This window comes from Nitrososphaerota archaeon (genome assembly GCA_011605775.1).
Lineage (GTDB): Archaea > Thermoproteota > Nitrososphaeria > Nitrososphaerales > JAAOZN01 > JAAOZN01.
The window spans coordinates 1-25,895 of the sequence record JAAOZN010000050.1 but is presented as its reverse complement, the minus strand read 5'-3'; the positions used below and the strand labels follow the sequence as shown (position 1 = coordinate 25,895).

The following is a 25,895-nucleotide window of genomic DNA, read 5'->3' as shown; positions in this document are numbered from 1 at the left end:
AGAGCCTACCACGAGTGAACCTATGGGTGCGCTAAGACCCTTCGAAAGGCAGAACATAACCGAATCAACAGGAGCAACAAGCTCCTTAACATCTACACCAAGCGCTACCGCAGCGTTAAATATGCGTGCACCATCAAGATGAACCCTAAGCCCGTGTTTTGCAGCGACGTCACAAAGCTTGCGGGTCTGTGAAGGGGTTATGCAGGTGCCTCCGGCTAAATTATGCGTATTTTCTAAGCATAGGAGCGTGGTTTTAGGGAAGTGGGGGTCTGGTGGGCGAATAGCTTCCTCGACATCTTCAGGCGCTGGTACACCCATCTCGCCTTTGACGAGCCTCGGCAGAACACCCGCTATGGCAGATATCCCTCCGAGCTCATAATGATAGATGTGTGCATCAGCCTCCAGAATCACTTCATCACCTCGCTTCGTATGGGAAAGTACAGAAACCAGATTTCCCTGTGTGCCGCTTGTAACTAGTAGAGCATCTTCTTTACCCATCTTCTTAGCTGCTAAGGCTTCGAGTTCGTTGACCGTAGGGTCTTCTCCAAATACATCGTCACCTAAAGCAGCGTTTCTGATGGCTTCAAGCATCTCTTCAGTCGGTAGGGTTACCGTATCGCTTCTTAGATCGATGATCTTCTTCAAAGCGTGTTTACAACTCGCTTAAGCAGCGCCCTTCAAGGGTTTAAGAGTCTGCTTGATGACGAAGTTCTCGAGGATCTCTCTGTACCTGTGCCTGACTGTAACATCGGTGATATCAGCGACCGCTGCTACTTCACGTTGAGGTATGTTTTCATTGTTCATGACAGAGGCGATATAGATGTATGCGGCGGCTAAACCGCTAGGCGACTTACCGTCTTGGATCGTTGTAGCCTTCGTTTCTTTATAGATTTGCAGCGCTAACCTTTCGGTCTTCGCACTCACCTTCATAAGATTTGCGAGCCTCGCTATCTGTTTTTCAACAGTGGGTAGGGGAGGGCGCTCTACCGGAGCTTCTGAAGCGATTAACCTATAGTATTTATTCACCGCCTTTATATCAACTCCGGCTGCTTCGGAAACCTCTTTAACGCTTCTTTCAACACCATGAACCTTTGCTGAGAAGTAGACTATGGCCGCTGTCACCTTCGCCATACACTTGCTCTTTACTACACCCTTCTTTAGTAGCTGCCGATATGTGCGTGAGGCGGTTTCAGCAACAACTATAGGCATCTTTAAACTTTCACATAGATCATTAATCTTGGACAACGCTTGCACTAGGTTTCTCTCCGCTGAGGTGGATGTTCTTAGACGCTTCTGCCAGACTCTAAGCGACTCATTTGTCTGACCATAATCTTGGACACGCTCAATTTCGCTACCTAACCCATAGTCATGAAGCCTTGGTGTTATAGGTGAACCTACTCTCACCTTCTTCTCCTTCTCTTCATAATCTATAGCCTTCCACTCAGGACCCAAGTCTACAAGCCGCTCATCCAAGACGGAGCCGCAGACAGAGCAAAAAGCTTCACCACGCTCTAAATCACCTATTAACCTTCCACCACAAATCTTGCATCTTAAAGATTCGTCTAAACCGCTACTCATTTCTCTCCCTCAGCTTGATGAACGTACACCTCTTGCCCCTCGAGCTTCTTAACTCTATCGGTCAGCGGAATACAAGAGAGGTATGGCTCTTTAACCGGCCCAAAGACTTCCGCTACTTTCGCAACCTTCTTCCCTTTCACGTCGTAAAGTATCGTGCCGGTTTCAATGTCTCTAAGATTAGCCTTGACTATGAGTCTGCCGCTCTTAGCGAGGTGCAGAACTACGCCTACCTTCCGGATCAAAGACCAAAGCCTTGACTACTGATATTCGTAGAAGCCCCTCTTACTCTTTCTGCCAAGTCTGCCTGCAGCGACCATCTTACGAAGTATGTGGACGGGCTTCGGCATCGTGTTGCCACCTTGCATACTTTTGATGCTCTGATCCATGTGATAGAGCACATCTATCCCTATCAGATCAGCCAGCTCAAAAGGGCCCATCGGCATACCAGCACCACTCTTCATCGCCAGATCGATATCTTTCATAGAAGCCACGCCCTCCTCATATAAAGCGAAGGCTTCGTTAAGCATAGCCAGAAGCACACGGTTCACAAGAAAGCCCGGTATATCTTTAACGATGATGGGCTGCATATTCGATCTGTGATTCTTTATGGATCTGCAGAAATTTATTACCACGTCGACCGTTTCTTGACTCGTCTCTAATCCAGGGATCACTTCTATCAGAGGTAGAAGTGTAGGTGGGTTGAAGAAGTGGATGCCTATAACTTTATCTGGCCTCGTTGTTGCTGAAGCTATTTCGCTAATCATTATTGTTGATGTGTTGGATGCTAATATCGTGTGGCGCGGTGCGACTTCATCAAGCTTCTTGAACACCTCTTTTTTAACATCAAGCTCCTCTACCACAGATTCTATGACTAAATCTACGTCATTGAAGTCTTCTAAGTTTAGTGTAGGGTGTATGCGTTGGTAGATCTGCTCTACAGCTGCTTCGTCGAACTGAGGCTTCAGCTTCTCTCTAACCAAAGCCTTCTGTTCTTCTGAGAGCTGTATACCTAATGTTTGCTCAGCTCTCTTTATCTCCCTCTCAGCTCTGGTCTTATGGTATTCAAGTAGATCGCTTAGAATCTTTCTTATGTCTGATAGTGCTCGCTGTTTTGATTCTTCTGTTCTATGCCTCGTCTTCACCTCAAAACCATTCAGCGCCATGATCTCAGCGATCTGAGCGCCCATAACTCCTGCTCCAACTACACCAACCTTCTTAATGCCTAAAGACATATCAACCACAACCCCTATGTGTTAAGTAGGTAAAGATGTTTATGGTCTCTCGATTACCATAGCCATCCCTTGACCGCCGCCTATGCACATAGTAACCAGACCACGCCTTAAGCCCCTTCTCTTCATCTCATGCAGTATGGTGACCACCTGTCTAGTTCCCGTAGCGCCTATTGGATGACCTAGGGCGATGCCGCTCCCACGAGGGTTAGTCTTCTCAAGATCAAAGTTGAGCTCTCTCATGCAAGCTATTGCTTGGGCTGCGAAAGCCTCATTCAACTCTATCACGTCAAGATCTTTGACTTCAAGCCCAGCTTTAAACAAGGCCTTCTTGACAGCAGGCACTGGTCCTAGACCCATATAGGCTGGGTCTACACCACCTGAGGCGTAAGATCGTATAACTCCTAGGATCTTCTGACCCAGTTCCTCTGCCTTCTCCCGCTTCATCAGCACAACAGCAGCGGCGGCATCGTTTATTCCAGAGGCGTTACCAGCGGTCACCGTACCGTCCTTCTTAAAGACAGGTGGTAGCGCAGCCATCTTCTCCAAACTTGTCTCCATAGGGCGCTCGTCTGTGTCGAATATGATCGGAGGACCCTTCTTTTGGGGTATTTCAACCGGTACGATCTCTTCTTTAAATAACCCTTCTTTTATAGCCGCCCTTGCTCTCTGGTGGCTCAGAAAGCCTATCTTATCCTGCTCCTCTCTAGTTATACCATATTTTTCAGCGATATTCTCTGCAGTGTAGCCCATGTGATAGCCGTAAAAGATCTCCCAGAGTCCATCGTAGACCATAAGATCCAGAATCTGACCGTAGGCGTTCACATCCATCCTATACCCCCATCTAGCCTTAGGTAGGGCGTATGGGGCATTACTCATGCTCTCAAACCCCCCAGCTACAACTATCTCAGCTTCACCAGCTATTATTGACTGAGCCGCTAGTGCGATCGACTTTAAACCAGAGCCGCAGACCTTATTCACAGTGAACGCTGGTGTTTCTTTAGGTATGCCGGCATAGATCATGGCTTGTCTCGCTGGGTTCTGACCTTGACCGGCTTGGAGCACGTTCCCCATGATTACTTCGTCGATTTGGACAGGTATGCTGTCTTCACTCCACTGATAATACTGCTTCTCAAGATCTGTTAAGCCAGCGCCTCGAAAGACGCTTGGAGCCAAAGCTTGGGTACTCTCGCTTACCACTGGTCTAAGATTAGCCCTCCTCAAGGCTTCGTGAATCACTATCGCACCTAGCCGACTTAGAGGCACATCTTTTAAGGAACCGCCGAAGTTACCTATAGCTGTTCTAACGGCACTCGTAATAACTACTTCAACCAAACCATTCACCAAAGCTGGCTAGGTGGATGCTCTATAAAAGTTAAACGAAAATTGGGTTTGTAGAGCTTAAAGGAGCTGTGTGTTAGAGGCGAAACACCACAAAAAGAAGGTGGTGGAGAGTGTGTTTGATTCGCACTCTCTTATCTAAGGTTCTTTTCTCTGCTCCAAAGAACCCACTGTTTCAGTGCCTCGTTCACTATCTGGCTGAAGGAAGGGATCTTTTCGCCTTTTTCATTTGCTTCTTTAACCCTCTTACGCCAGATCTCCTCCAGCACCTCTGCGACATCGCTGTCCACGCTGAAAGGGCCTATCTTGCTCTTGGTCGGGGGCGTAGTCCTACACCCCTTTTTTAGGCTGAGGTTATCTTCCCAATGGCTAGAGGATCTATTGTAGCGTAGTTCCATCTGGCGGTTGCTGGTAGGTGTACGAGATCATTTATAGCATCATCAACCTCTTCAATAGTGTAGTCTCTCCGCACAAAGAGCACACCAGCGAACCTTGTAGCAACCATAAGTGCAGTCCCTTGAGGCACCAGCGAAGAAACCAAGATCTTCAAGCCGGGTAGATAGGCTATTGGATTACCTGGTCTAAACTCTTGTGCAGAGAAGGCTACGAGATTTTGTACTGCTGGGTCCTTCAGAAGGTCGGCGTATTCAGAGGGGTTGACCGCTAATACATCTGGTTCTCTATCGTTAGCGGCCATCCTGCTCCACATTGAGGCTATGTCGCTAAATTTAAGCTGCCCATTCGTTTGAGCGTCAGCTTGGTTTCCGGCGTCTTCGACAAGTTTTGATATTATGTATCCGCTTTCAAATTTGGCTAGGGCTCTACCCAGCTCAGCCAGCTGCCTATCTATTACATCCCACTCAGCGTCTTCCACCATATCTCTGCTTATCACAGCTCTGCCACCACTCTTTCTAGCGGTTATTGTTACGAAGCTGTAGCGTTCTTCAGTTATAGGTAACTCACCAGACTCTGCAATCCAGTCTACCGTTGCAGCTGTAGCCTTAGGCACTTTGATGGTAGGCGCATCCTTGGTGACTACGACACAGAGCTGCCTTCCTATTAGATTCGGTATAGCAGCATCCCAGACCTGCGCAAGCACACTGGCTGTCACGGCTACGTCGCTTGAGAGTACGGTTTCGCTTAATCTTAGTGCACCCATCTTTTCCTGCAGATCCTTTAACATCTCTGTGCATAGTCTACCTCCTCTTATAATCGGTTTGTCTGCGCCGAGGGTTTCATTCAACCTTTTTAGAGCTGGTGAATCGATGTCTTTACCTTTTAACCAAGAGACCTTCTCCAAGTAACCTCACCTCAGTAAGATCAGTATCTGGTCCCCTTCTACCGCCGACTGCAGCGCTATACCAGCACGCTTGGCATAGTAGATGGTGTAGGTGTTTGTCCCACTTTCATCCACTTCTTGATCTGGTAACGCTACCGCCCTACCGCTATCATCTGAGCACACAGCTTCTCCAGCAGCTATAGTGCCTCCCGCCTCAACCTTCACAATACCAGCTATCGCTACAGGCACCATGCTCCCTTCTTCAGCATCACTAAGAGCGACGCCTATCACACCGTGATCTACTGAAGTGGCTTGCTGCACTTGAGGTGGAGGCCCGTCTGCCGCTAACTTGACGAAGAGGTTCTTTGATATGCGTGAAGCTGCTTTAAATATTGAGGCTATAGCGGAGCCGCCGAAGTCATGTATGATGCCGCTACCGCCAGGCCATTTATCCACCAACCGTAACTTCACCTCACCAGATTCTCCTCCTTACCCAACTACATCAGTCTCCTAGGAGGGCGCGGAGACTCGGGATGCCGGAGGTTGGTCCGTCCTGCGCCTCGCTGGGTGAGGCTACTATACCCTTACCCCGCTGCTCACTACTCTTGCTATCTCTAAGGATGCGCTCTAACCTCTCGATGCGCTCTGCTATCTGGCTCAGCTGCTGACCCCAGCTATCAGCATCCTTCTTCTCTGCTGATCCGGCTACTCCGGGTTTGCCGGATATGTTAGGAGGCGATGACTCTTCTTGCTCTCTCACCCCCTCTTTTAGAGTAGGTTTGCTTAACCCCCCAAGGTCTTTACGGCCTTGGGTCTGGGTTAGCAAGTTTTCTTGCAGCTTTTCGAGCACCGTTACTGAGGTGTTTGGGTCCCCTGGTTGGACGTCTTTTGGTAATAGTAGGATGCCTGTGAAGATTAACCCCTTAGGCTCGAGTAAGTTGTTTGAGGTTTCGTTGTAGAGGTAGTTTGCTTCCATGCTGCTGTGTAGGATTTCGCCGTTTTTGACGAGGTTGTATGTTTCCTCGTTGACTGAAGCTAAGCATTCAACACGCCTATCTTCATATTCGGCCCATTCCACGGCGCCTACTTGGATCTTTGAGGCTGGGTCGTGTGATGGACCGTACCATACTGGTTTTCCTATGAGTGTTCTAGCTGCTCTCATAAGCTCCTCATCCAAGTAGAGGTTTCTGTTCAGAGTAGAGCCTGCGTTTAGGGCTACTATCTTGATATATCTGGAGTTGTTCGGAGGCTCTAAGGCTTGAAGCCAGCTAAATGACTCCTTTAATAAGCCTTTGAGCCCGCTACACTTCCTCTCTTCGACCCACCTAGCTGCTTTACTGTCGGTCCAACCTTTGTGTACGTCGAATAGATAGGAGGTTATTTTGAGCTGTGGTGAGTCTTTATCTTTGCATGCGAGCGCTTTAACGCCTAGCCTCTCATTAAGATCTAGCAGCTTATGGTCTTTGGTTCTGTCTTCATAGCCTTTTTCAACATCCACCTTGAGGTAGTTTTCACTCATTAAGGCTGCACCTCCACAGTCAGCGGGAAGCCTAGACTGGTTAACAGGCGTCTGACCTCATCGACTCTAAGGAAGCCGAGCTCACCAGCACGCAGCACTTGCTCAAATTCTATCTTAGGAGGCTCGATCTGCCCCCAGTTGAGGCGCACTGAGGCTTTGGCGGGATCAAAGCCAGCTTGGGCTACGATTGGTCTGAAGATCCTCTTTTCCACCACTCGTTTTATGTATCGCTGAAGTGAGCGTATAACCCTCTCGAACTGCTCCTGCACTACACGAGCAGAAGCTTCTGTGTATCCTGGTGTGGTGAAGAGTTTTATGATAGGTGTCTGGAGGGCTTTTAGGTAGGCGTTTTCAAAGTATTGTATAATGAACTCCATGCGCCCCCTAATATCCAAGGTTTCCTCCACGATCTTGACATCCTTGTTTACTGCGATGCGTTCACCAGCATCGAGCTTTCCGATGAGTGCAGCCTGAGCCTGTATCCAAGCGTCGCTCGCGTCTGTGAAGACCCAGGCTGAGCGTGGTATGTAGTGGTGTAGAATCTTGCGGAGATCGTCTCTAACCATGGCCTTTATCTTGTAGAGGGGTGGGACTACTCTTGTAACAGAGGAGCCATCACTAAATCTGAGTGTGTAGGTTAGGGTTTCAGCAAGTGTATGTAGAATTCCTCTGCCGAAAGATTCAGCGCTGACCGAACCCCAGCGCCAGTGTATAATCTCTTCTGGTCTGAACTCCACCTTAGCGGGTGGTTTATGCTGCTCTATCTTCGAAACAGTACCGTCTCGGCTTCGATGGATCTGCCAGCCGCTGGCGATAGGTAGGATTCTTAGGTCTCTCAGATCTAGGGGTGTGATGAGCTCAGTAAATGAGTTTCCATACGCCACTATTTCCTTAGCGACCTCTAGCAGATAGCTGTCTAGATCAACTTCTTCAGCAAAGAGGTCTACAGCCCTCTTAGCATCTTCATACCCCTCTGCGCAAGATGTGTGGAAGCCTGAGCCTACGATGGCTTGGGCGTAGAAGTCTACTGCTGCTCTTGCGTCTTCATCTTTCTTATAGATTTCGACTAATACTGCGAACGCTGGTTCCGGTGTTTCCGGTGTTGAGGGCACAGATATTGTTTTGATTATGCCTTTCTCCCATAGCCTAAGTAGGTTGTTGACCTTCTCTTTTATGACCGCTATTTGACCGCTCATTTACCGTCGCATGATGGTAGGTAAGCCTACTATTTAAAGGTTGCTTTTAGACCTATTTCAGTAGGTCAATTAACCATTAAAGAGTAAGGTATATATCTAATCCAGTATTAATCCATAAGCGGGCAACATGCCAGCCAAAGGTAGAAAAGGCATAACAATATACGAAGAAACCTTCGAGCTATTCAACAGATTCTACGAAGAACACAGAGAGGAACTTAGAGCCAGAAACATACCATCCGTAAGCGCACTCATAATAGAATGCGCCCTAAACGGGTTAGATAAGCTCAAGGAGGCTCTGGAAGGCAAGAAGGCATCTTGATCTCTGTTTAGCCTACTTTACACATCTTTCTTATCTTCGAACCCTAGGCTTAGGCAGATAAGTTTCCTCACTTCCTCTTCGCTCAAGCCTGTCTGTTGGCTTATCACTTTGACGATGATCTTAGCAGCCGCATCCTCTAGCCTCTTAACTCTAGCGTGCAGCATCTTGATCTCCTCGTTCATCTCTCGAAGCCTTAGCTCAACCATATCTCTCAGCGTTAGAATCTCTCCATTTATCCTCCTTAACTCCTCATCTAACGCCTCTGGATACATAAAGTAGATTAAAGGAAGTGGTTAGAGAAAAGATTAACGGTCTTCGAAGAAGGGCTTTACCCTCCTACAGAGCGCTTCAGGTGTTTCAAAGACTTCACTAGAGTTTAAGAGTAGAGGTAGACTCCAGATATCGTTTAGATAGATAGGTTTAAGGCCGGGTCTAGACGCCATCTCTAAACCAGCCCAAAAGTATCTTGGATCTTCCCCTTTGGCTGAATAGAGGCAGAGGTTGAAGGCACCGACACCTTGGCTGCTGTAGAATCTTAGCGCCCTCACTACGCCTTCTGCAAAGTGCTCTATGTCATCCTCGCTCAGATCGTTTATGCTTGATTTCCAAGGGATCGTTGCTCTGATCTCGTTTTGTCTCAGCGGTGCGTAGGGTAGGTACCATTCGACCGAGCCTAGTCTGGTTAGGTATCTTTCACCTCTCTCCCTTTCAACTTCTACGAGTGAGTGCCAGTAGCATCTACCTTGCTCCTCAAAGTACCTTCTGCTCTTTGAGATCAGCAGCTGTAGGCGATTAAAGGGTATGGTTGACGCTAGGAGTTGGGCGTGTGGATGCGCAACAGAAGAGCCTGCCGGTGGGAGGTAGTTGATTACAAAAGCAGCATACTTGACATCAGGGTCGACTTCAGATATTCGACGCAGCATCACCTTCGCTGCAGAGATGGCTTGGCTCAAAATAGAGCGGTTGAACTCACCCAGCCTAAGGGTGTGCTGCTTACTAAGCACGATCACAGCATTATACTCAGCATGAGCGAAGAGGCTCGGAAACGCCACAACATCACCCAGCTTAACCACACCCCCCTCGATAAGATCTGAAGGGAAGCGAGCAGCCTTTGACCAAAGATTCTCCTCGCAGAAGGGGCAGCCGGCTCTACTCTCCTCAAAGAAGCGCCGCAGCACCTCTTCATCCTCGACAAAGTACTTCTTCACATACTCAGCCCTACCAGGGGTTATGAGAGTGCTTTCGCCAGTCAAAGGGTCTATCCTGTATTCGATCTGCTGCTCCTCTAGCTCAAAGTTCTTCATCGGGTTATATAGCCTAGCTCTTCTCACAACGGATGTGAACAGCATTTAATCAGCTCTCTAGTCGCTACTGCTTTAAGCGTTCCGCTCACCAGCATACTTCGATATTTACAGCAGAACCATTCTGAGACGAGTAGGGCGTCTTTTTATCACCAGGGGTGTAGTTTAGTTAATAGTAGTCTAATGGGCTTTTGAAATTTCTAGGGTGAAGTCTGTTACTGAGAGTGGTGCGCCGCATTTTCTACACTTAAATACCCCGTTCTTCGCCTTCAAGAGTTCTCGAGTAGATTTTAACTCAAAGCCAGAATATAAGCAGGCGCCACAAGATCCGCATCTTATTTCGAGAACCAACCGTAATCAAAGCTTTTTGCTTTAGTAGTTAGATATAAACTGTTGTTTCTTGCTGAGATAAGCCTCTTATGAAGACGCATTCATCGCTCTTAATCGCAAGGTCTTCTGCATCGACCACTCTGTCTATTATAGTCAAGCCGCTACCTCTGACGATCACAACAGGTATGCTTTCGCTGGTCTCACCCATAAGTAGATTCGCCCCAGCACTTATATCGTCAGCCAAAGCCCGCCTCGTAACCCTCATTATGTTGCCAAAGAGGTCCGTCTTACCTCGCTCATCGCTGACAGCCTCGAAACCAGCTGCAGCAACCGCTATCCCTGTTGTGCCGACTCTAGTGGGCATAAGTCTGCTATCTGTAACAACCACACCAACCCTCTTACCTAGGTCTACAAGTATCTGTAGGCGAAGCTTTTCAGCAGCAGCAACAGGGTCTCTCGGGTAGAGGATGGCTGAGCCACGCTCTACATTTGATCGATCTATACCAGCATTTGGCACCACTATACCGTGCTTGATGGTCAAGACGAAGCCGGGTAGTGTTGAGTAAATTCTGTCAGCCTCCCTTAGGATGAGCTCGGCTAGGCTGCTTGGTATATGAGCTGCAGCAGAGAGTTTAACCGCCTCCGCACTCGCTTTAACCGATTCAAGGTCGACGACTCGCCCTTCAGCCATCGCTATAAACTTGCTTGAAACCGCTAAGATGTCTCCATCTAAGATCCCCGCACCTTGCTCCTCAACAGCTTCCCTTATGATCTGGTAGAGGTTGAACCTACCTCGCCTCACAGGAACCTTTATGGGTATGTATTTCACTTGATTCAACAGCCTTTAGGAAGACGTATATGGCTATTTAACCAGATACTAGGCGTGTTGAGGAGGACACACCTATTCTCCTATCACGTTGAGCACGCCAAGATGATTGAGTTCGCCGGCTTCAATCTACCTCTATACTACAGCAGCATAGTATCCGAGCACCTCGCTGTAAGAGAGAGCGTTGGCGTCTTCGATGTCTCTCACATGGGTAGGCTGCTTATTCGAGGCAGAGACGCTACAGCACTCTTAGAGCGGATGGTTCCAAGTGATATATCTAGCCTAAAGGAGGGCAGAGCGAAATATACCGTCTTCTGCAACGAATCCGGTGGTATTGTTGACGACGTCATCATCTTAAAGGTCAAAGGTGGAGAGTATATTGTGGTTGGGAACGCGGCGAATAGAGAGAAGGATTTGAACTGGATACTGAAACACAGCAGAGGGCTAGATGTGCAGATAGATGACATCTCAGACAACACGGCTCTTATATCTGTCCAAGGACCTAGAGCGGCAGACACCATCGAGAAGATAAGTGCTTTAAAAGTTGAGTATCTACAACGCTTCAGCCACACCCAAGCCGAAGTCGCAGGCTACCAAGCCGTAATTTCTAGAACTGGCTACACCGGAGAGGATGGGTTTGAGATACTCTTACCGGAATGCAGCGTTGACGCGCCAGATAAAGTCCTTAAGGTCTGGAAGGAGATAATTAAGGTCGGGGCACAACCTTGCGGCTTAGGTGCTAGAGACACGCTTAGACTTGAAGCTGGTCTGTGCCTCTACGGTCAAGATATAGATGACGAAACTACACCTATTGAAGCGGCGCTCACGTGGCTAGTAAAGAGCGGGAAGACTGGCTACATCGGCTATGAAACCATAGCGCAGCAGATGCGGATGGGTGTGAGCAAGGTCAGGGTCTGCTTCATTGTAAGCGATGGGATAGCTAGACGAGGCTACAACCTTATCTACCAAGGAAAGAGGATTGGAGTAGTCACAAGCGGGACTTACTCGCCCATTTTGAAGAAGGGTATAGGTATGGGTTATGTAGACGCTATATACGCTGAACCTGAGACCGAATTGGGTGTTGATATTAGGGGGAGGTTATGTAGAGCTGTGGTTAAGAAGCCTCCGCTCTACGACACCACCAAATACGGTTGGGGCAGACGACATTAACCCTTTAATAGCTTGTTGCTGTGACGCAAAAGGATTTGGCTAGAGTGATACTCTTCTCCTACACACCCGATTTAGAGAGGGTGTGTGCGGCTGCTATGCGCTCCTGCTACTCACCTCACCCAGCATATTCGCTATACTCAAACACCCCAGACTCAGGTGTGATCTTAGAGGGGGAGAAGACCTACTTTGATGACGAGAGGGTAAGATACTTCATAAGAAAGGCGAAGGAGATGGGGCACCTAGATGTCTTAGAGCACGGCTCTCTAACCTACGATATTCAAGAAGTTAGCAGAACCCTCACACACCAATTGGTAAGGCATAGGCTTGCTTCTTTCTCACAGCAGAGCCAGCGGTATGTTAAGGTTACGAGAAGCTTCGGGTATGTCAAGCCACCTAAGATAGGGGATGCTAGGGTTGAGGTAGATCTACGCGGCACTAAACTGAATCTGAGCTTTGAGGATGTCGTCGATATAGCTAGGCAGGTTGAGGAGGGCTACCTTAAGCTTGGGGTACCTTCTGAAGACGCGAGGTTCATAAGAATAGGTGGTGCAGCAACCAACATAGTAGTAACAGCCAACCCAAGAGAATACCTCCACATCTTCAGCCTAAGGTGTGCAAGAGATGCGCAGTGGGAGATTCAGGATGTCTGCTACGCTATGCTGAGCCTAGCCAAGCTTGTGGCACCAACGATCTTTGAAAGCCTGCCTGAAAGTAAAGATGATACATATGTTAGGGAGAGGATGGAGAAGATAGACGAGATCCTAGAGCCCATTAGAATAAGGTTTAATGAGGGTAAGCGCGGCGAACTCATAGAGGTGCCCTTAGATACACTACCACTACACCACACGGTAAAAGCATACATCAGAAAGATCTTATGACCTAGAAGGTCTTATTCGTGTCTCAGCGCTTCGACTGGTGTGAGGCGCGAAGCCCTCCAAGCTGGCACTAGCCCCGCTAAAGCACCTACTGCCGTAGCCAAAAGGATGGCTAGAAGTATGAGCTGTGGCGTGATTACTGGTGTTATCTGCAGCGTTGAAGCTGATACGGTTGTGCTTGCAGCTTGCCCAGCTACACCAGGAGGAGCTCCGCCGAAGCCTCCAGGACCTCCTCCAACTCTTATCCCCCCGCTGAATAGTGAGAGTAAGAAGTGCGAAAGGACTACGCCTGCTGCGCTCCCTATTGTGCCTCCTACGAAGCCGGTAAGTATGGCTTCGGCTAGGAAGAATAGTAGGATGGCGGTGTTTGTATAGCCCATCGCTTTGGCCACACCTATCTCTCTTGTCCGCTCGTAGACTGATGCGAACATGCTTGTCATTATACCCATAAACGCCACTATAACGGAGATCGATGCTATAGAGGCCAGTATAGTGGATACGCTACTTGTGATGCTTTGTATCGTTGAAAGGATAAATGAGACAGCTTGTATTCTAACTTTGTTCCCGTAAATATTTGAAATAGAGTTCGTCACCTCGTTTACAACCTCTCTGCTAGAAGCTATAACGAAGACCCCTGTGTAATGAGTTGTGCCAGTGAGAAGCCTACCGCTCTCAAGCGGGATAAATAGTGTATCATCTGGGCTTATGAATAATCCCACCCCAAACTCTGATAGCACACCTTTCACAAGAAAAGACCTTGCGGTGCCACTTTGGAGTGAGGCTGCGACGACTTGATATAATTGAATTGGCGGGGTTTCGGGGTTAGCTGGGTTCGCAAGTCTGAAACCTATTAGGGCTGAAGTGATCTCTGAGCTGGTCGGCATAGAGCCGCTGACCACCTTTATATCTGAGAAGAGCAGATCTAGCTTAGTCAAATCTAGAGCTGCTACGTATGCTGATGTTGTTGTTCCTCCATACCTTAGAGTCGCTCGTACAAGATAGTAAGGGATGACATACTTGACGCCCTCTATCTTCTGAAGAGTTTCGACATCTGTTGCTGTTAAAGTTACCCCCCTTCCTACTGGCATCACGCTGATCGTTGTCACACCCATCTTATCAAACTGCGCCGATATGCTTTGGCTGAAGCCTTCAGTAGCGCCTATAAGGGCCACGATAGCTGCCGGGCCTATGGCTACGCCGATGATCGTTAAGGCTGCTCTGAGCTTCCTCTCTTTAAGAGCGTCAAACGCGAATGTGAAGATGTCACGTATGAGCATAACTCAGCCTCCGCCTTCTATACACCTTAACTATCGTGAAAGCACCTCCGGCTAATATCGCAGCCAAGGCTGCGAGGAAGATGTATCTGAGCGTGCTTAAAGATTCTTGAATCTGGCTTACCGCAGGCTGAGCCGCTTGCGCTGCGCTTCTGGATGTGATGGTGATCTGTAGAGTATATTCTTCCGAGTGCTTAACTCCATAGCTGTCCTCATAATCTACAACTAAAGTCAGAGGATAGGTGCCGTTTCTGATCGCTCTGCTCGACGATACGGTTAGGCTGAAGGGTATGGGTGTGTTTACCGTGATGTCGCCTATATACTGGCTGCCCGATTGGAAGTTCGCGTTGGGTTTGATGGAGACCGTAGCGTAATATGCTTCTCTGCTACCCTTATTGATCAGATTGCCAGTCACGGTGAAGTTTCCTCCAGCTTGAATCGTTGAAGGTGAGGCTTGAACGCTTTGGAAGGATATTTTGATCAAGCCTTGCACTAAGAAGATTAGGCTTCGGCTCTCCTTACGCCAGTTACCCAAGTGGTCAAAGTAGCTTAAGGTTAATGTTAAGCTCTGCAACGAGTCTGTCGAGGTGAGTGAGGCAAAGACCTTGGGCTTCACCACCACACTACCTCCAGAAGGTATCGCTTGGAAGAACCACCTCTCACTACCAGCCATAATGGATAAGATACCTAAAGAGGAAGAGAGGTTAACCTCAACAGAAGACAAATCTTGTGACCCAACGTTACTAATGGAGATCGACGGTGTGTTCACAGACCCCGCGATTAAACTAGATGAATCTGATGTGATAAGAAGTGGAGATGAGTACTCTTTTACTGGGAGGGTTAGCGTATACACCTCACTACGGGCTTCGAAGCGCTCATCTAAGTATGAAAGTGATAGCTGCATCTGAACACTTGTCTCTTGAATATTCTTAGGTACACGAACACTAAAATCTAAGGGGACGCTCTGCTGCGGCTGAAGCGCTTCTCTACGCTCAAATCTATCAGAAAGCACGGAAACAGAGTTTGAGGATAGTAGAGCCGTGATGTTGGCTATAGATCTATCTAGAGTATTTGTGACCAGCACCTCGACACTATTCACAGCACCATCTACAAGGTATGCGGTCTTAGGTATGACACTAAGGAGACCCGATGAGGATGGTGAAATAAGTAGACGGATGCTCTTCGTCTCCAACACAGCCACATCTGAAACTTTATAGCTGAGGCTAACTACCAAATCCAGCATCGAACCCGCAGCCACGTTAGGCGAAACATAAAGTTGGATCGGTAGAAGACGCTCATCACCCGCTCTAAGCTCACCTATATGCCAAGAACTTTCACCCTCAACACGCAGGGTAGATGGTGGAGTTAAGCTGATCTGGAGGTCGGTTGCCGAAGCAGAGCCACCGTTCTTAATAAACAACAGAACCCTGTTTACAGCACCAGCTACAAGCCTATCGCCTTCTACTCTAAGAGTTAGGTCAGCTCTCCCTGTTAAAAGGACTCTCAGAGTTACATTCTCCCCTTGCTTAAGAGAGCCTTTTTCAACATAGTATGGTGTGAATATGAGACTGTATGCACCTAACGCTGCATCCTCTCCGATGTTAAGTGTGAACTTGAGTGTAGCAAACTGGCTTGGCGATATGGGGCTCTGGTAGTATGCTGAAGCCACTTGCCCACCTGTTGTGTTCGTAAACTGCTTTGGGAGGGTTAGGTAACCAACTAGCCCAGATATTACGTACGGTTCAGTATTCTGAATCGTCAAGCTTAGCGTAACACCCTTATCCCCTGGTCCAACCTGGGTTGGTGAGGTAGGCGTACCCCAAACCACTTCTCTAACTTGTATGGATGCTGGCTTCGCCTCTACATTCAGCAACACCATCTTACTTTCAGACGTAGAGGAGCCGTAGCTGTCTTTGAAAGATAGGTTAAGAGTAGCCTGATAGGCGCCTACAGTGGCATCAGAGAGGGTTGAAGCTTTAACTTGAAATATAACGGAGTCTCCTGGTTTGATCTCCCCAAAGCGTTGCTCTACATCATTTGGATCCAGCGTGATCAGAGTGCCACTTGGGAGCTTCAACGACGCTGTGAGGAAGTAGGCTGAAGCTGAGCCTATATTAGATATCTTTAATGTTATGATACCTTCTGAACCCAAGTATAGGGTTGTGGCGACTGGTGTTACCGTAATTTGGCTCCTGCCTTCTAAGCGCACATTTACTGGTATGATCTGATACTGCTTAGTAGACCAAGAGTCTACGTATGTTAAGGAGAGGTTAAGAGTGTAGTAGCCTACCGACGCTTCTTCATCTATATTTAAGAGGAATTGCAGCGTAAAGCTGCTTCCTGGCGTAACAACCGAGTCGCTGTAAGCTTTTATGAGATCCCCGCCTGTGATATTAGTGTACGGTTTGGTTAGGTGAAGTGTTGCGTTGATTGCTGAGATGGTGTATGTTTGAGTGTTACGTATGAGTAGCGTTAAAGTAGCTGCCTTATCGCCTGGCGCAGCGGGTGAAGGGTTACTTATCGTACCCCAGAATGCTTTAAGTATCTGTAGCTGGTTTACAGGGGCTTTCACTTCTATGCTTACACTAAACCTCTTTGAAACTAGATTACCATATATGCTTAGATATGATACTTCGATCTGTGCTGGGTAGAAGCTTGGGGTTAGGTTTCGAGGCGCTGTTGCATTGACCTTAAACTCGATGCTGCTGTTCGGAGGAAGATCTTGGAAGTATTGTGTAGATTTAGATGGGTCTATGATTATGCCGCTTGCTGTTGATATCGATACTGAGAGTTTGTAGGCTGGTGCTGAGCCGACATTCTTTAACTCAAACGTAATTGTGTTCTCCTCTCCCAAAGTCAGCATGCCGCTGACGTTAGTTATTATGATCTCACTTTTACCCGGCAGATAAACCTGTAAGGTTAGGTTCTGTGTGAGCTGAGTATACCAGTGGTCTAGATATGTGAGCTTTAGTGTGAGTTGGTAGGTGCCTATGGATGCGCTTTTATCAACATCTAGCGTAAACATAGCCGTGGTTGTTGCGCCTGATGCGAGTGTGGGTGCTATGCTGCTTGTTATCGTTTTATCTCCTGTTGGGCTGCTGAACGGATACGAGAGGTAGAGTGTGCCGATCAGAGCGTAAATTGGATGCGGCGCAGGGTTCTGAATAGAGATGCTTAAAGTAGCGCCCTTTTCTCCTGGCTCAGCTGGTGTTGGTGAGTTAAGCGTGCCCCAAACGATCTGTAGCACGTTGAATGTGGGTAGCTGCGAGATTGGTAGCTTGATGCTTAATGTCGTCGAATATTCTATCCCGCTTACACGGTAGTTAATTATTAGATTCCTCAGATAGGTTCCTGGCAATGCGTTTGAGTCTATGTTTAATGTGAACTCAAAGACGGCAGTATCCCCGACTGTGAGTGACGTCTTCGAAGATGTCCCTACAGCTTGATCGTAAGAACCATCTTCGCTACGGAAAGGTGGTCCTAAAGGTGAAATAATCGGTGTGAGAGCGGAGCAGCTAGATGGACCGGTGTTCTGCACAACAACAGTTAGCTTCACGCCTTGGTCTCCTGGATAGACTACTGTGGGACTGGTTGTTGTACCCCAAACAGATCTTACTACAATAAATGTGGAGTCTGCGGCTGCAGGCGGCGTAGAGGCTACTAAGGTTATCAGCAGCATAGCGATAATAATAGCCCCTAGCGCTGTGGCAGAGGTTTGTTTACCCAAGCTTACACACCTCTCAACCGCTCCTCCCTCTCTATCCTCCCGTCTCTGATGAAAAGTATCCTATCGGCTGCTTTCGCCACCTCCATATTATGTGTGATCACAACGACGGTCTTGCCGTGCTCCTTATTCAGCTTATATAACAACTCTGTGATCGCTTGTGTGTTCTTTGTATCAAGGTTCCCTGTTGGCTCATCACACAGTAATATGGGCGCTTCGGTTACGAGCGCCCTAGCTACTGCTACACGCTGCTGCTCCCCGCCGCTGAGCCTCGAGGGTTTGCGATAAGCTTCTTTGCCTAACCCAACTAACTGAAGAGCCCGTAAAGCTAGATGCTTCCGTATCTTAGGAGGTGTGCCTCTAGCGCCTAAAGGGAAAGAAACGTTATTCAACGCATCCATTCTACTTATCAAGTTGAAAGCTTGGAAGACGAAGCCGATCTTCTTGTTTCTCAGCTCAGCTAGATCCTTATCAGACAACTTCGATATATCTACGCCATCAATATAGACCTTGCCTGAAGTAGGTTTGTCTAAGCCGCCTATGATATGCAATAGCGTAGACTTCCCACTACCAGATGGACCGACTATGGCTACAAACTCTCCTTCAACGATCCCAAGTGAAACACCTCGAAGCGCTGGTGTTTCAACACCATCCCCTGAATACACTTTGGTAACCGAATCAAGGCGGATAATAACATTCCTCCCACCCTCAGCTCTCGCAACATTAGATGGGGGGAGTGGTTGGGTTAAGGATTGTAGTAGAGCCGCGTTACTCACACGTATATTCTCTTTTGATGATTCACTTTCAGTAGGAGGCTTGCTTGCCTCAGTAAGAAGCTTCTCTTTAGGCTCCAGCAGTATACCTACTGCTATTAATATTAGACCTAATATGCCGATTAGGTAGGCACTCAGTTTGATGTAGGTGCTTATCTGTATGACTTGGGCCATCTGCAGAGGTTGGGTTAGAGATGAGCGAGCCTGGCTTATAGCTGCTGGTGTGAATTGAGATGTCTGCGTTAGACCGAAAAGAACTATGTTCAGTTCCCGATCATAAACCATAAGAGTGGCTAGAGAGGCTGCGACCAAAACAAACCCTAATGCTACAACCAGTTTACGCATACCCATCACCTTAAGTCGGTTGCCAGCTTATAGCTAACGCTCCACCTATAATGCCGAGCAGCGCACCTATAAGGAAGCCACCCATGCCGAAGAAGCTCAGAATTGAGAAGATCAGTATAAGTGCGCCCCAGGTCGTGTGCTCTTTAGGTCTACTTCTAAGTAGCAGAGCTGAAACAAGGATTACTACACCTGAGACGAGGCTCAATGCGGCTATGGTGATAAATATCATTCGTGCAAAAGTAAGCGGGTTCACTGCCCAATAATCCCAATGAGGCACCACGCTACCAGGTATTCTTGAGATAGATGGAGCCTCCCACCTTGCTAGCCAAGTATATGTGAAGAAGGCTGTAAAAGAGCCGCTGACAATGATTAAGATACCGGCTATCAAAGATAGTATGTAGGCTGTAGTCGGGTAGCTGCTGGCTGATGGCGGTGTGCCCAACCTTATCCACCAAACTACCCTACAAACCAAGTGGGTAAATCGTTTTGCTGAAACCGTTCTGATACCTTTAAGTGAGAGAGCAGTGTAAGGGTATAGGGTTGGAGAGGCTCAAGGTTCTGCTTATAACATTAGTAACAGCATCAGGAGCGCTCGCACTATCTATCCTTCTACTCCTCTTAGCAAGCACACCAGAAGCATCCCCTATCGACGTAATCATACTCACTTTAACACAGGGACCACCGAACCACATACCGTTCTTCTTCCCCTTGGCTTCCCTCCTATTCCTCTCATTAACCTTAGCTAGTGTAGTTGGGGTCTTCTACTTCCTCATCGTGCCTGAAATAAAGACGTATCAGATGAATAACAGTGCTAAGGCCGCTGAAATCGCCGTAGAAATGGTGATGAAGACCTTAAAACCTGAGGAGCAGAAGGTCATTCTAGTACTTAGGGCTCACGGAGGAAGATATTTGCAAAAATATATTTCAAAGGAAGCCGAGCTTTCAAAGCTTAAGACACATAGAGTAATAGCACGCCTCTCCGAGCGAGGACTGGTTAGAGTTACTAAACGAGGCAACACAAACGAGATCACTCTAGTAGAATGGCTGACCCAAACCACTCACGCACACAACAATAACTCCTCTTCCGCAAAGAGATAAATAGGATGAGGAGGTCTAAGTGTAGTATGGCTAAGGTTGCTGAAAAGGTTCCAAGCTGGGTTGCCAGAATACTACTCCCTGAACTCAGAGCTATCGTAAAGGAGGAGGTTGCAGCAGAAGTTAAGAGGGTTGAGGAGAAGATGAGTGGTGAAATCACAGCCCTACGCACAGACATAAAAAGAATCGAGGAGAAGATGGGGAGCGAAATAGCAGCAATACGCTCAGACATCAAAAGAGTCGAAGAGAAGATGAGTAGCGAAATCACATCTTTACGCACCGACATTAAGAGGGTTGAGGAGAAGATGAGTGGTGAAATCACAGCCCTACGCACAGACATAAAAAGAATCGAAGATACTTTATCTACAAAAGTGGATTCGTTGGGGAAGATGCTTGATCTGGTTAAGCAGGTTGCTGTTTTAGAGGCTAAAGTTAAGGAGCTCGAGGCGAAACAGGCACAAAAGTCTTGAGCGGTTTGTTTGAGAGAGTAAACTTTCAGAGCTCTGGCCACAATACTATGGCTGTGTAGTCGGCATTTACAGTTCTTTCTATATAAGGGAGGGGTTAGTTAACCCCACAGATCTTTTGCGACATCTTGTAAGCCGAGTTGTATGAGCTTTTCCTTCGTTGGTTTGCTAGTATTCTTATCCCAGCCTCTAGATTCATAGTATTCTTCGAGTGTCTTTGATAGGTCTACGACGGTTCCAGCCCTACCCTTCTCCTCAAGAAGCCTCTTAGGTAGCTTATCGTCCGCTCTACTCGCACCGTGTTTTACGTTGAATGCCTTTCTAATATTGAATATTCTTTCACCCGCTAACAACGCGTCTTTTAGTGTTAGGTTTAGGCCAGTTACCGCGTTGAACGCTTTAACGAAGTTTTCCTCTGGTAAGTAGGCTGCGAAGATGTCTGCGAATATACACCAGCCTGCGGATGCGATGAACGCGGTCCAGTCTTCTGTGACCTTAGCGGCAAGCCCCTTGCCCTCAGGTGATGTAGAGAGCTTAGGTATACCTAGAGCCTCTCTAGATCTACCGAGAAGCTCACATTCTAGGGTTATTCCTTCGGTGTGCCTACCTCCTGTTATACAGCAGGCGTAGTGTGGTCCTCCTCCTTGGAATACTCTTGGGTCGTGCGCAGCTATTTCAACACCTTTTACGTGTATTGCGTACTCTTCTGCACCTCTGCCTATGATTCTAGCAGCCCTCCTTGAGCCCTCTGCAAGTATGTCTCCGAAGCCCTGCCTAGATGCTATCATCTCTATCATCTTAATCATAGCATCCGCGTTGCCGAAGGTAAGCTCTAAGCCTCCAGTGTCTTCCTTAGTTATCAAGCCGCGCTCGAAGCATTCCATTGCGAACGCTATCGTGCCGCCTGTTGATATTGTGTCCAAGCCATAGAGGTTGCATAAATCGTTAGCTTTAGCAACCGCCTTCACATCAGTCACACCACAGTTTGAACCAAGCATACTTATCGTCTCATACTCTGGACCCTCGACGTTAGGCTCAAAGGCGTATGCGCCTTCTTTTACGGTCGATATTCTCCTACAACCTATTGGGCATACGTAGCAGCTTCTGTTCCCAGAGAGTATCGTTTCGTAGCCTCCGGGCCAAGAAAGCGTCTCTGGATTGAGTTGTCTTGCTGTCCAGTTGAAGCCTGGTGTGTCTCCTAGCTGCCACAGCGGTCCGAAGAGCATCGGTGTTCCTCCCTTAGAGAACGTTTGGATGTTCTGCTCTTGTCTCACGTTTTTTATAACTTCTTGTGTTATTTTTCTGAATTCTTCTTCGTTAGCTACCGGGACTTTACCTGATCCTCTTACAGCCACGGCCTTTAACTTCTTGGAACCCATAACAGCACCCAAGCCGCATCTAGCGGCGATTCTATTCGCCTCGTCTGTTAATATGCCAGCGAATCTGACGAGGTTTTCGCCAGCCTGCCCTATATTAGAGACTTGGATCTTAGTGTCGCCGAGATCCTTCTTTAGCCTCCTCTCAGATTCTCTGGCATCAAGGCCCCAGTAAGGTGTAGCATCACCGAATCTAACCTCACCGTCTCTGACGAATATGAATGTTGGTTTCTCTGCCCTACCAGATATTATGAGTAGATCATAGCCCGCTGCCTTAAGCTCAGCACCCCAGAAGCCGCCTGCATTAGCGTCCCCAAAGAAGCCGGTTAAAGGCGACTTAGCAACCACGGTGTGCCTACCAGCAACAGGTGTTGGTGTGCCATTGACTGGGCCTGTGCTGAAGATGAGGAGGTTCTCTGCATCGAAGGCGCTGACCCACGGTGGAACTTCGTCGTAAAGGATTCTCCCGCCTATCCCGTAGCCGCCTATGTAGTTGTAGGCTAATTCAGGTGGTAGAGGTTGAGTTACGCTCTTTTTTCTTGTTAGATCTATACGGAGGATCCTACCAACATACCCTCCTCTAAAACTGCTCATACCTTACGCTAAGCCAACCAAATATTTTAATATAACGCTCCTGAAAACTGTAAGGGTGTCGTTAATCATTCGGTTGTAGAGAAATGGGGCTCCTTAAAGGCTAAAGACGCTCTCGTGCTGAAAGCCTCAGGTGACTGGTCTATGGATGCTCCTACTTAGTTGAATCAACATCTTATGCCAGGAACATATCTTTTGGGACTTGTAAGAACTTTCTTCAAATTTTTCATATTAGAGCATAATAGCTCATAACCGAAACTTCTGAGCGAAGAAAACTCCTCGTCTTGACAGCGTCTAAGAAGCAACACTAAAAATAAGACATCTTTTGAAAAAAGGTGCGGCTTTTACCATAATGAGCTTTTCTTCTTAGCATTTTAACAAATGTCGTTGCTGTGCAAAGTATATAAGGCTGCGGAGACAGATAGTCAAACGCTTGTCAAGGGGGGCGGCGGGTTGTCACGAGCTATCATCTACTGCATCTCTGTTTATGTTATGGGGTGATGGTCAGTGGCGTTGTTGGAAGGTATAAGGATAAGCAAGCGGTTTGGAGGGCTTCTTGCTCTTCGTGATGTTGATTTTTGTGTGTACGATGGTGAAATTCTTGGTTTGATAGGTCCTAACGGGGCTGGCAAGACGACGCTCTTTAATGTAGTGACGGGCGAATACGCCCCTACATCTGGTACTGTTAGATTTGACGGTGTGGACATAACTGGTTTCAAACCTTATGAAATTTGCAAAATGGGTATTGCTAGAACATTTCAGACCCCAAAACCTTTTTCACAGATGACCGTGTATGAAAATCTACTTGCGGCTTCGATTTTTGGACGCAGTAAATCTAAGAACTCGTCTAACGTCCGATCTGAAATCGACCAGATACTTGATAGGTTCTCGCTGACAAATAAGAGGTTGGTTCTAGCTTCAGAGTTACCTCTCTATGAGCAGAGGCTCCTTGAAATTGCGAGGGCATTAGCTACAAAGCCTAAACTTTTGCTATTAGATGAGGTGATGGCGGGTTTGAACCCTAAGGAGACCATTCAAGCGAGCAACATTATCCAGCATCTACGTGAAGATGGTATTACAATCTTCATAATTGAGCATAACATGCGCGCAATCATGAAGCTATCAAATCGCGTGCTCGTACTTAACCAAGGAATGAAGATAGCTGAAGGAAAGCCAGATGAAGTAAGTAAGGATGCATCGGTTATAGAAGCTTATCTAGGTGAGGCGTATGTTAGAGGTTAGAGAGTTAAACGTGATGAGAGGTCGTCTACAAGTTATCTGGGATGCATCCATCGACGTTAAAAATGGTGAAATAGTGGCTTTGATCGGTTCTAATGGCGCAGGGAAGACCACGCTTCTAAGCGCTATAGCTGGGCTGCTTAAACCAGTCTCTGGCACCATACATTTTCAAGGTAAAAACATCTCTGGGTTACCGCCTTATCGGATTGTAGATCTTGGGGTCGCTTTTGTGCCCGAAGACAGAAAACTGTTTGCTAACTGCTCGGTTCGCGAAAACTTGTTACTAGGAGCATACGGTTCAAGGGCCAAGGGTCGGACAAAGGAGATGCTCGAGACAGTTTGTCAAGTATTTCCGATATTGAAGGAAAGGGAGAACCAGCTAGCTAGCACCTTAAGCGGTGGAGAGCAGAGGATGTTAGCTATAGCGCGGAGCCTAATGTCAAATCCTGAACTGCTGCTGGTAGACGAGCCTTCACAGGGTTTATCGCCAAAGATGACTGCTGAAGTTTTTAAGACCTTAGAGAAACTTAGGGAACGTGGCATCAGTATTTTATTGGCGGAGCAGAATATCTACTACGCTCTGAAGATGGCGGATAGAGCTTATGTGATGGAGGTGGGAAAGGTGACTTTAGAAGGAAAGAGCTCAGATCTTCTAACGAATGGCTACGTTAGGGAGGCGTTCTTGGGGCTTTAACCCCTCTTTTGAGAAGCTTACCGGTTATACCGTCTGGTAGAGTAAGGATGACTACGATCATTATTGATCCAAGGATCAGCATAAAGTAGTCCTTGAACGTGGTGAGTAAATATTCCTCTAGAATTGAAAGGATTACAGCACCTACTATAGGACCAATGAACATCTGCGCCCCACCAAACAGGGTCATGATCGCCGGCATAAAGGAGTATAGTGAATTAAAAGCGATGCCGGAGTCTATGTACCCCCACCTAGGTGCAAAAGCTGCACCTAATAAACCCATAAACAAGCTGCTAATGGCGAAACCCAATATCTTATACTTAGTAGTATTCACGCCGAAATGAATAGCAGCCTCCTCGCAATCTCCAATCATCCTTAGGGCGAGACCTATATTACTTCTCATTAAAAGTAGTACGGTTATAAGCGCTACAAACGTGATTAACAGAATTGGGTAATACACATCCATAGTAATGATAAACCTACCACGTGTCCCAGTAACCTTCATCTCCCAGAACAATATGATGTTGTTTAGAAGCTCAGCGAGACCGTAAGTAAATATAGCGAAGAAAATCCCACGCAACCTTAGAGTTACTAGACCAATTCCAGACGCGAACAGGAAGACGATTACACCAACTAAAAGTAGGACAAGGGGGAATGGTAAAGATCTACCGAACACCGCTGTAATGTATACGCCTATTCCAAAAAAGGTCGCAGAGCCTAATGATACATATTTTGTGAGACCGCTAAAGAAGTACCAGCTCACCGATAATCCGATCCAACATAAAATACTCGTCAACATCGCCAAATAGTAGGGTGATACAAAGAATGGGGCGCACGAAAGAACCGCAAAAACGCCTATGAGGATATAGTATTTCAATGAGTTACCGCTATTCAAACGTCATCACCTCACAAAAAGGCCTCTAGGCCTGACTAGAAGTATTAATATTAAAATAGCGTAGATGACGACGAGAGTTAAAGCAGAGTGAATTACCCTCATCGTGAAATATGCGAGATATCCTAGTATAAAGCCCCCAACGATATTGCCCTTAAAGCTACCTACACCTGCTAAGACCACGAGAACTAAAGCAATTAGCGTGTAAGGGACACCCATAAACGGATTTATTGCCGAGTACAAGATGCTTATTAAAATACCAGACCAACCCCCGAGTAGGACGCCTATGCCGAATGAAATGGCAAAGATCGTGTAGATATTTATTCCAACAATCTGGGCGCCTTCGGGTTGGTCGACAGTAGCCCTCATAGCTAGACCTACTTTGGTATAGCGTAGGAAGAGGTAGAGGAAGACGTTAATGAGAATTGATATAAGCGCAATAATTATCCTGTTAACCTCGAAGGT

At 47.3% G+C, this 25,895-nt stretch carries 28 protein-coding genes; 7 read left to right on the top strand and 21 right to left on the bottom strand.

The features are described 5' to 3' along the window. The 10 genes from HA494_04815 to HA494_04770 form a co-directional block, all read right to left on the bottom strand. Positions 1-645, bottom strand: a 645-nt coding sequence (locus HA494_04815) for an aminotransferase class I/II-fold pyridoxal phosphate-dependent enzyme (protein NHV97093.1), incomplete at its 3' end; no start/stop codon positions are given. 18 nt (positions 646-663) lie between these two features. Further along, entirely contained in the window at positions 664-1,578 is a 915-nt protein-coding gene (locus tag HA494_04810; protein NHV97092.1) for a transcription initiation factor IIB 2, read from the bottom strand. Further along, a complete protein-coding gene (locus HA494_04805; protein ID NHV97091.1) occupies positions 1,575-1,820 on the bottom strand; it encodes a hypothetical protein in 246 nt (81 codons plus the stop codon). The genes HA494_04810 and HA494_04805 overlap by 4 nt, the downstream gene beginning before the upstream one ends. Before the next feature lie 15 nt (positions 1,821-1,835). After that, complete coding sequence (locus HA494_04800; GenBank protein NHV97090.1) at positions 1,836-2,810, bottom strand: 3-hydroxyacyl-CoA dehydrogenase family protein; 975 nt, start codon at positions 2,808-2,810, stop codon at positions 1,836-1,838. 39 nt (positions 2,811-2,849) lie between these two features. Continuing rightward, positions 2,850-4,142: an acetyl-CoA C-acetyltransferase gene (locus HA494_04795; protein ID NHV97089.1), complete on the bottom strand. Its 1,293-nt coding sequence runs from the start codon at positions 4,140-4,142 to the stop codon at positions 2,850-2,852. A 140-nt stretch (positions 4,143-4,282) separates the two neighbouring features. Beyond that, positions 4,283-4,438 (bottom strand): hypothetical protein, encoded by a 156-nt coding sequence (locus HA494_04790; protein NHV97088.1) that lies wholly within the window; start codon positions 4,436-4,438, stop codon positions 4,283-4,285. Positions 4,439-4,491: 53 nt separating this feature from the next. Next, a complete protein-coding gene (locus tag HA494_04785) occupies positions 4,492-5,448 on the bottom strand; it encodes a phage major capsid protein (protein NHV97087.1) in 957 nt (318 codons plus the stop codon). Between the two features lie 6 nt (positions 5,449-5,454). Further along, positions 5,455-5,886 carry a DUF2190 family protein gene (locus HA494_04780; protein NHV97086.1) on the bottom strand — a complete coding sequence of 144 codons (432 nt, stop codon included), beginning with the start codon at positions 5,884-5,886 and terminating at the stop codon, positions 5,455-5,457. A gap of 43 nt (positions 5,887-5,929) precedes the next feature. After that, complete coding sequence (locus HA494_04775; protein ID NHV97085.1) at positions 5,930-6,946, bottom strand: hypothetical protein; 1,017 nt, start codon at positions 6,944-6,946, stop codon at positions 5,930-5,932. Next, entirely contained in the window at positions 6,946-8,142 is a 1,197-nt protein-coding gene (locus HA494_04770; protein NHV97084.1) for a hypothetical protein, read from the bottom strand. The genes HA494_04775 and HA494_04770 overlap by 1 nt, the downstream gene beginning before the upstream one ends. Before the next feature lie 127 nt (positions 8,143-8,269). Between HA494_04770 and HA494_04765 the strand changes: the two genes are divergently transcribed. After that, positions 8,270-8,461, top strand: a complete 192-nt coding sequence (locus tag HA494_04765) for a hypothetical protein (GenBank protein ID NHV97083.1) — start codon at positions 8,270-8,272, stop codon at positions 8,459-8,461. 17 nt (positions 8,462-8,478) lie between these two features. On the opposite strand, the gene HA494_04760 is transcribed toward HA494_04765, so the two are convergent. The 4 genes from HA494_04760 to cofE form a co-directional block, all read right to left on the bottom strand. Beyond that, positions 8,479-8,733 (bottom strand): hypothetical protein, encoded by a 255-nt coding sequence (locus tag HA494_04760; GenBank protein ID NHV97082.1) that lies wholly within the window; start codon positions 8,731-8,733, stop codon positions 8,479-8,481. 33 nt (positions 8,734-8,766) lie between these two features. Beyond that, on the bottom strand, positions 8,767-9,810 hold the full coding sequence (locus HA494_04755; protein ID NHV97081.1) for a hypothetical protein: 1,044 nt from the start codon (positions 9,808-9,810) through the stop codon (positions 8,767-8,769). Positions 9,811-9,942: 132 nt separating this feature from the next. After that, positions 9,943-10,113, bottom strand: coding sequence for a hypothetical protein (locus HA494_04750; protein ID NHV97080.1), 171 nt, complete (start codon positions 10,111-10,113; stop codon positions 9,943-9,945). 28 nt (positions 10,114-10,141) lie between these two features. After that, positions 10,142-10,930, bottom strand: coding sequence for a coenzyme F420-0:L-glutamate ligase (cofE, locus tag HA494_04745; GenBank protein ID NHV97079.1), 789 nt, complete (start codon positions 10,928-10,930; stop codon positions 10,142-10,144). A gap of 48 nt (positions 10,931-10,978) precedes the next feature. Between cofE and gcvT the strand changes: the two genes are divergently transcribed. After that, on the top strand, positions 10,979-12,088 hold the full coding sequence (gene gcvT, locus HA494_04740) for a glycine cleavage system aminomethyltransferase GcvT (GenBank protein NHV97078.1): 1,110 nt from the start codon (positions 10,979-10,981) through the stop codon (positions 12,086-12,088). Positions 12,089-12,123: 35 nt separating this feature from the next. Then, positions 12,124-12,966, top strand: coding sequence for an FAD-dependent thymidylate synthase (gene thyX, locus HA494_04735; GenBank protein NHV97077.1), 843 nt, complete (start codon positions 12,124-12,126; stop codon positions 12,964-12,966). Between the two features lie 11 nt (positions 12,967-12,977). Here the strand turns inward: thyX and HA494_04730 are convergent, their stop codons facing one another. The 4 genes from HA494_04730 to HA494_04715 form a co-directional block, all read right to left on the bottom strand. Next, positions 12,978-14,240 carry an ABC transporter permease gene (locus HA494_04730; protein ID NHV97076.1) on the bottom strand — a complete coding sequence of 421 codons (1,263 nt, stop codon included), beginning with the start codon at positions 14,238-14,240 and terminating at the stop codon, positions 12,978-12,980. Beyond that, entirely contained in the window at positions 14,227-17,964 is a 3,738-nt protein-coding gene (locus HA494_04725) for a hypothetical protein (GenBank protein ID NHV97075.1), read from the bottom strand. The genes HA494_04730 and HA494_04725 overlap by 14 nt, the downstream gene beginning before the upstream one ends. Before the next feature lie 2 nt (positions 17,965-17,966). Next, positions 17,967-18,908 carry an ABC transporter ATP-binding protein gene (locus tag HA494_04720; GenBank protein ID NHV97074.1) on the bottom strand — a complete coding sequence of 314 codons (942 nt, stop codon included), beginning with the start codon at positions 18,906-18,908 and terminating at the stop codon, positions 17,967-17,969. A 181-nt stretch (positions 18,909-19,089) separates the two neighbouring features. Next, positions 19,090-19,521 (bottom strand): DUF4064 domain-containing protein, encoded by a 432-nt coding sequence (locus HA494_04715; GenBank protein ID NHV97073.1) that lies wholly within the window; start codon positions 19,519-19,521, stop codon positions 19,090-19,092. 98 nt (positions 19,522-19,619) lie between these two features. On the opposite strand from HA494_04715, the gene HA494_04710 reads away from it, so the two are divergent. Next, the gene (locus HA494_04710; GenBank protein ID NHV97072.1) at positions 19,620-20,177 is read left to right on the top strand and encodes a hypothetical protein; all 558 of its coding nucleotides are present in this window, start codon (positions 19,620-19,622) and stop codon (positions 20,175-20,177) included. Positions 20,178-20,203: 26 nt separating this feature from the next. After that, positions 20,204-20,644 (top strand): hypothetical protein, encoded by a 441-nt coding sequence (locus HA494_04705; protein ID NHV97071.1) that lies wholly within the window; start codon positions 20,204-20,206, stop codon positions 20,642-20,644. A gap of 98 nt (positions 20,645-20,742) precedes the next feature. Here HA494_04705 and HA494_04700 read toward each other — a convergent pair whose 3' ends face one another. After that, positions 20,743-22,611 carry an aldehyde ferredoxin oxidoreductase family protein gene (locus tag HA494_04700; GenBank protein NHV97070.1) on the bottom strand — a complete coding sequence of 623 codons (1,869 nt, stop codon included), beginning with the start codon at positions 22,609-22,611 and terminating at the stop codon, positions 20,743-20,745. A gap of 510 nt (positions 22,612-23,121) precedes the next feature. Here HA494_04700 and HA494_04695 point away from each other — a divergent pair. Next, positions 23,122-23,850 carry an ABC transporter ATP-binding protein gene (locus HA494_04695; protein ID NHV97069.1) on the top strand — a complete coding sequence of 243 codons (729 nt, stop codon included), beginning with the start codon at positions 23,122-23,124 and terminating at the stop codon, positions 23,848-23,850. Next, on the top strand, positions 23,837-24,541 hold the full coding sequence (locus tag HA494_04690) for an ABC transporter ATP-binding protein (GenBank protein NHV97068.1): 705 nt from the start codon (positions 23,837-23,839) through the stop codon (positions 24,539-24,541). The genes HA494_04695 and HA494_04690 overlap by 14 nt, the downstream gene beginning before the upstream one ends. On the opposite strand, the gene HA494_04685 is transcribed toward HA494_04690, so the two are convergent. Both HA494_04685 and HA494_04680 read right to left on the bottom strand, forming a co-directional pair. Next, complete coding sequence (locus HA494_04685) at positions 24,516-25,433, bottom strand: branched-chain amino acid ABC transporter permease (protein NHV97067.1); 918 nt, start codon at positions 25,431-25,433, stop codon at positions 24,516-24,518. The genes HA494_04690 and HA494_04685 overlap by 26 nt on opposite strands. A gap of 6 nt (positions 25,434-25,439) precedes the next feature. Beyond that, positions 25,440-25,895: branched-chain amino acid ABC transporter permease (locus tag HA494_04680; protein ID NHV97066.1), on the bottom strand; the 456-nt coding region annotated here is incomplete at its 5' end.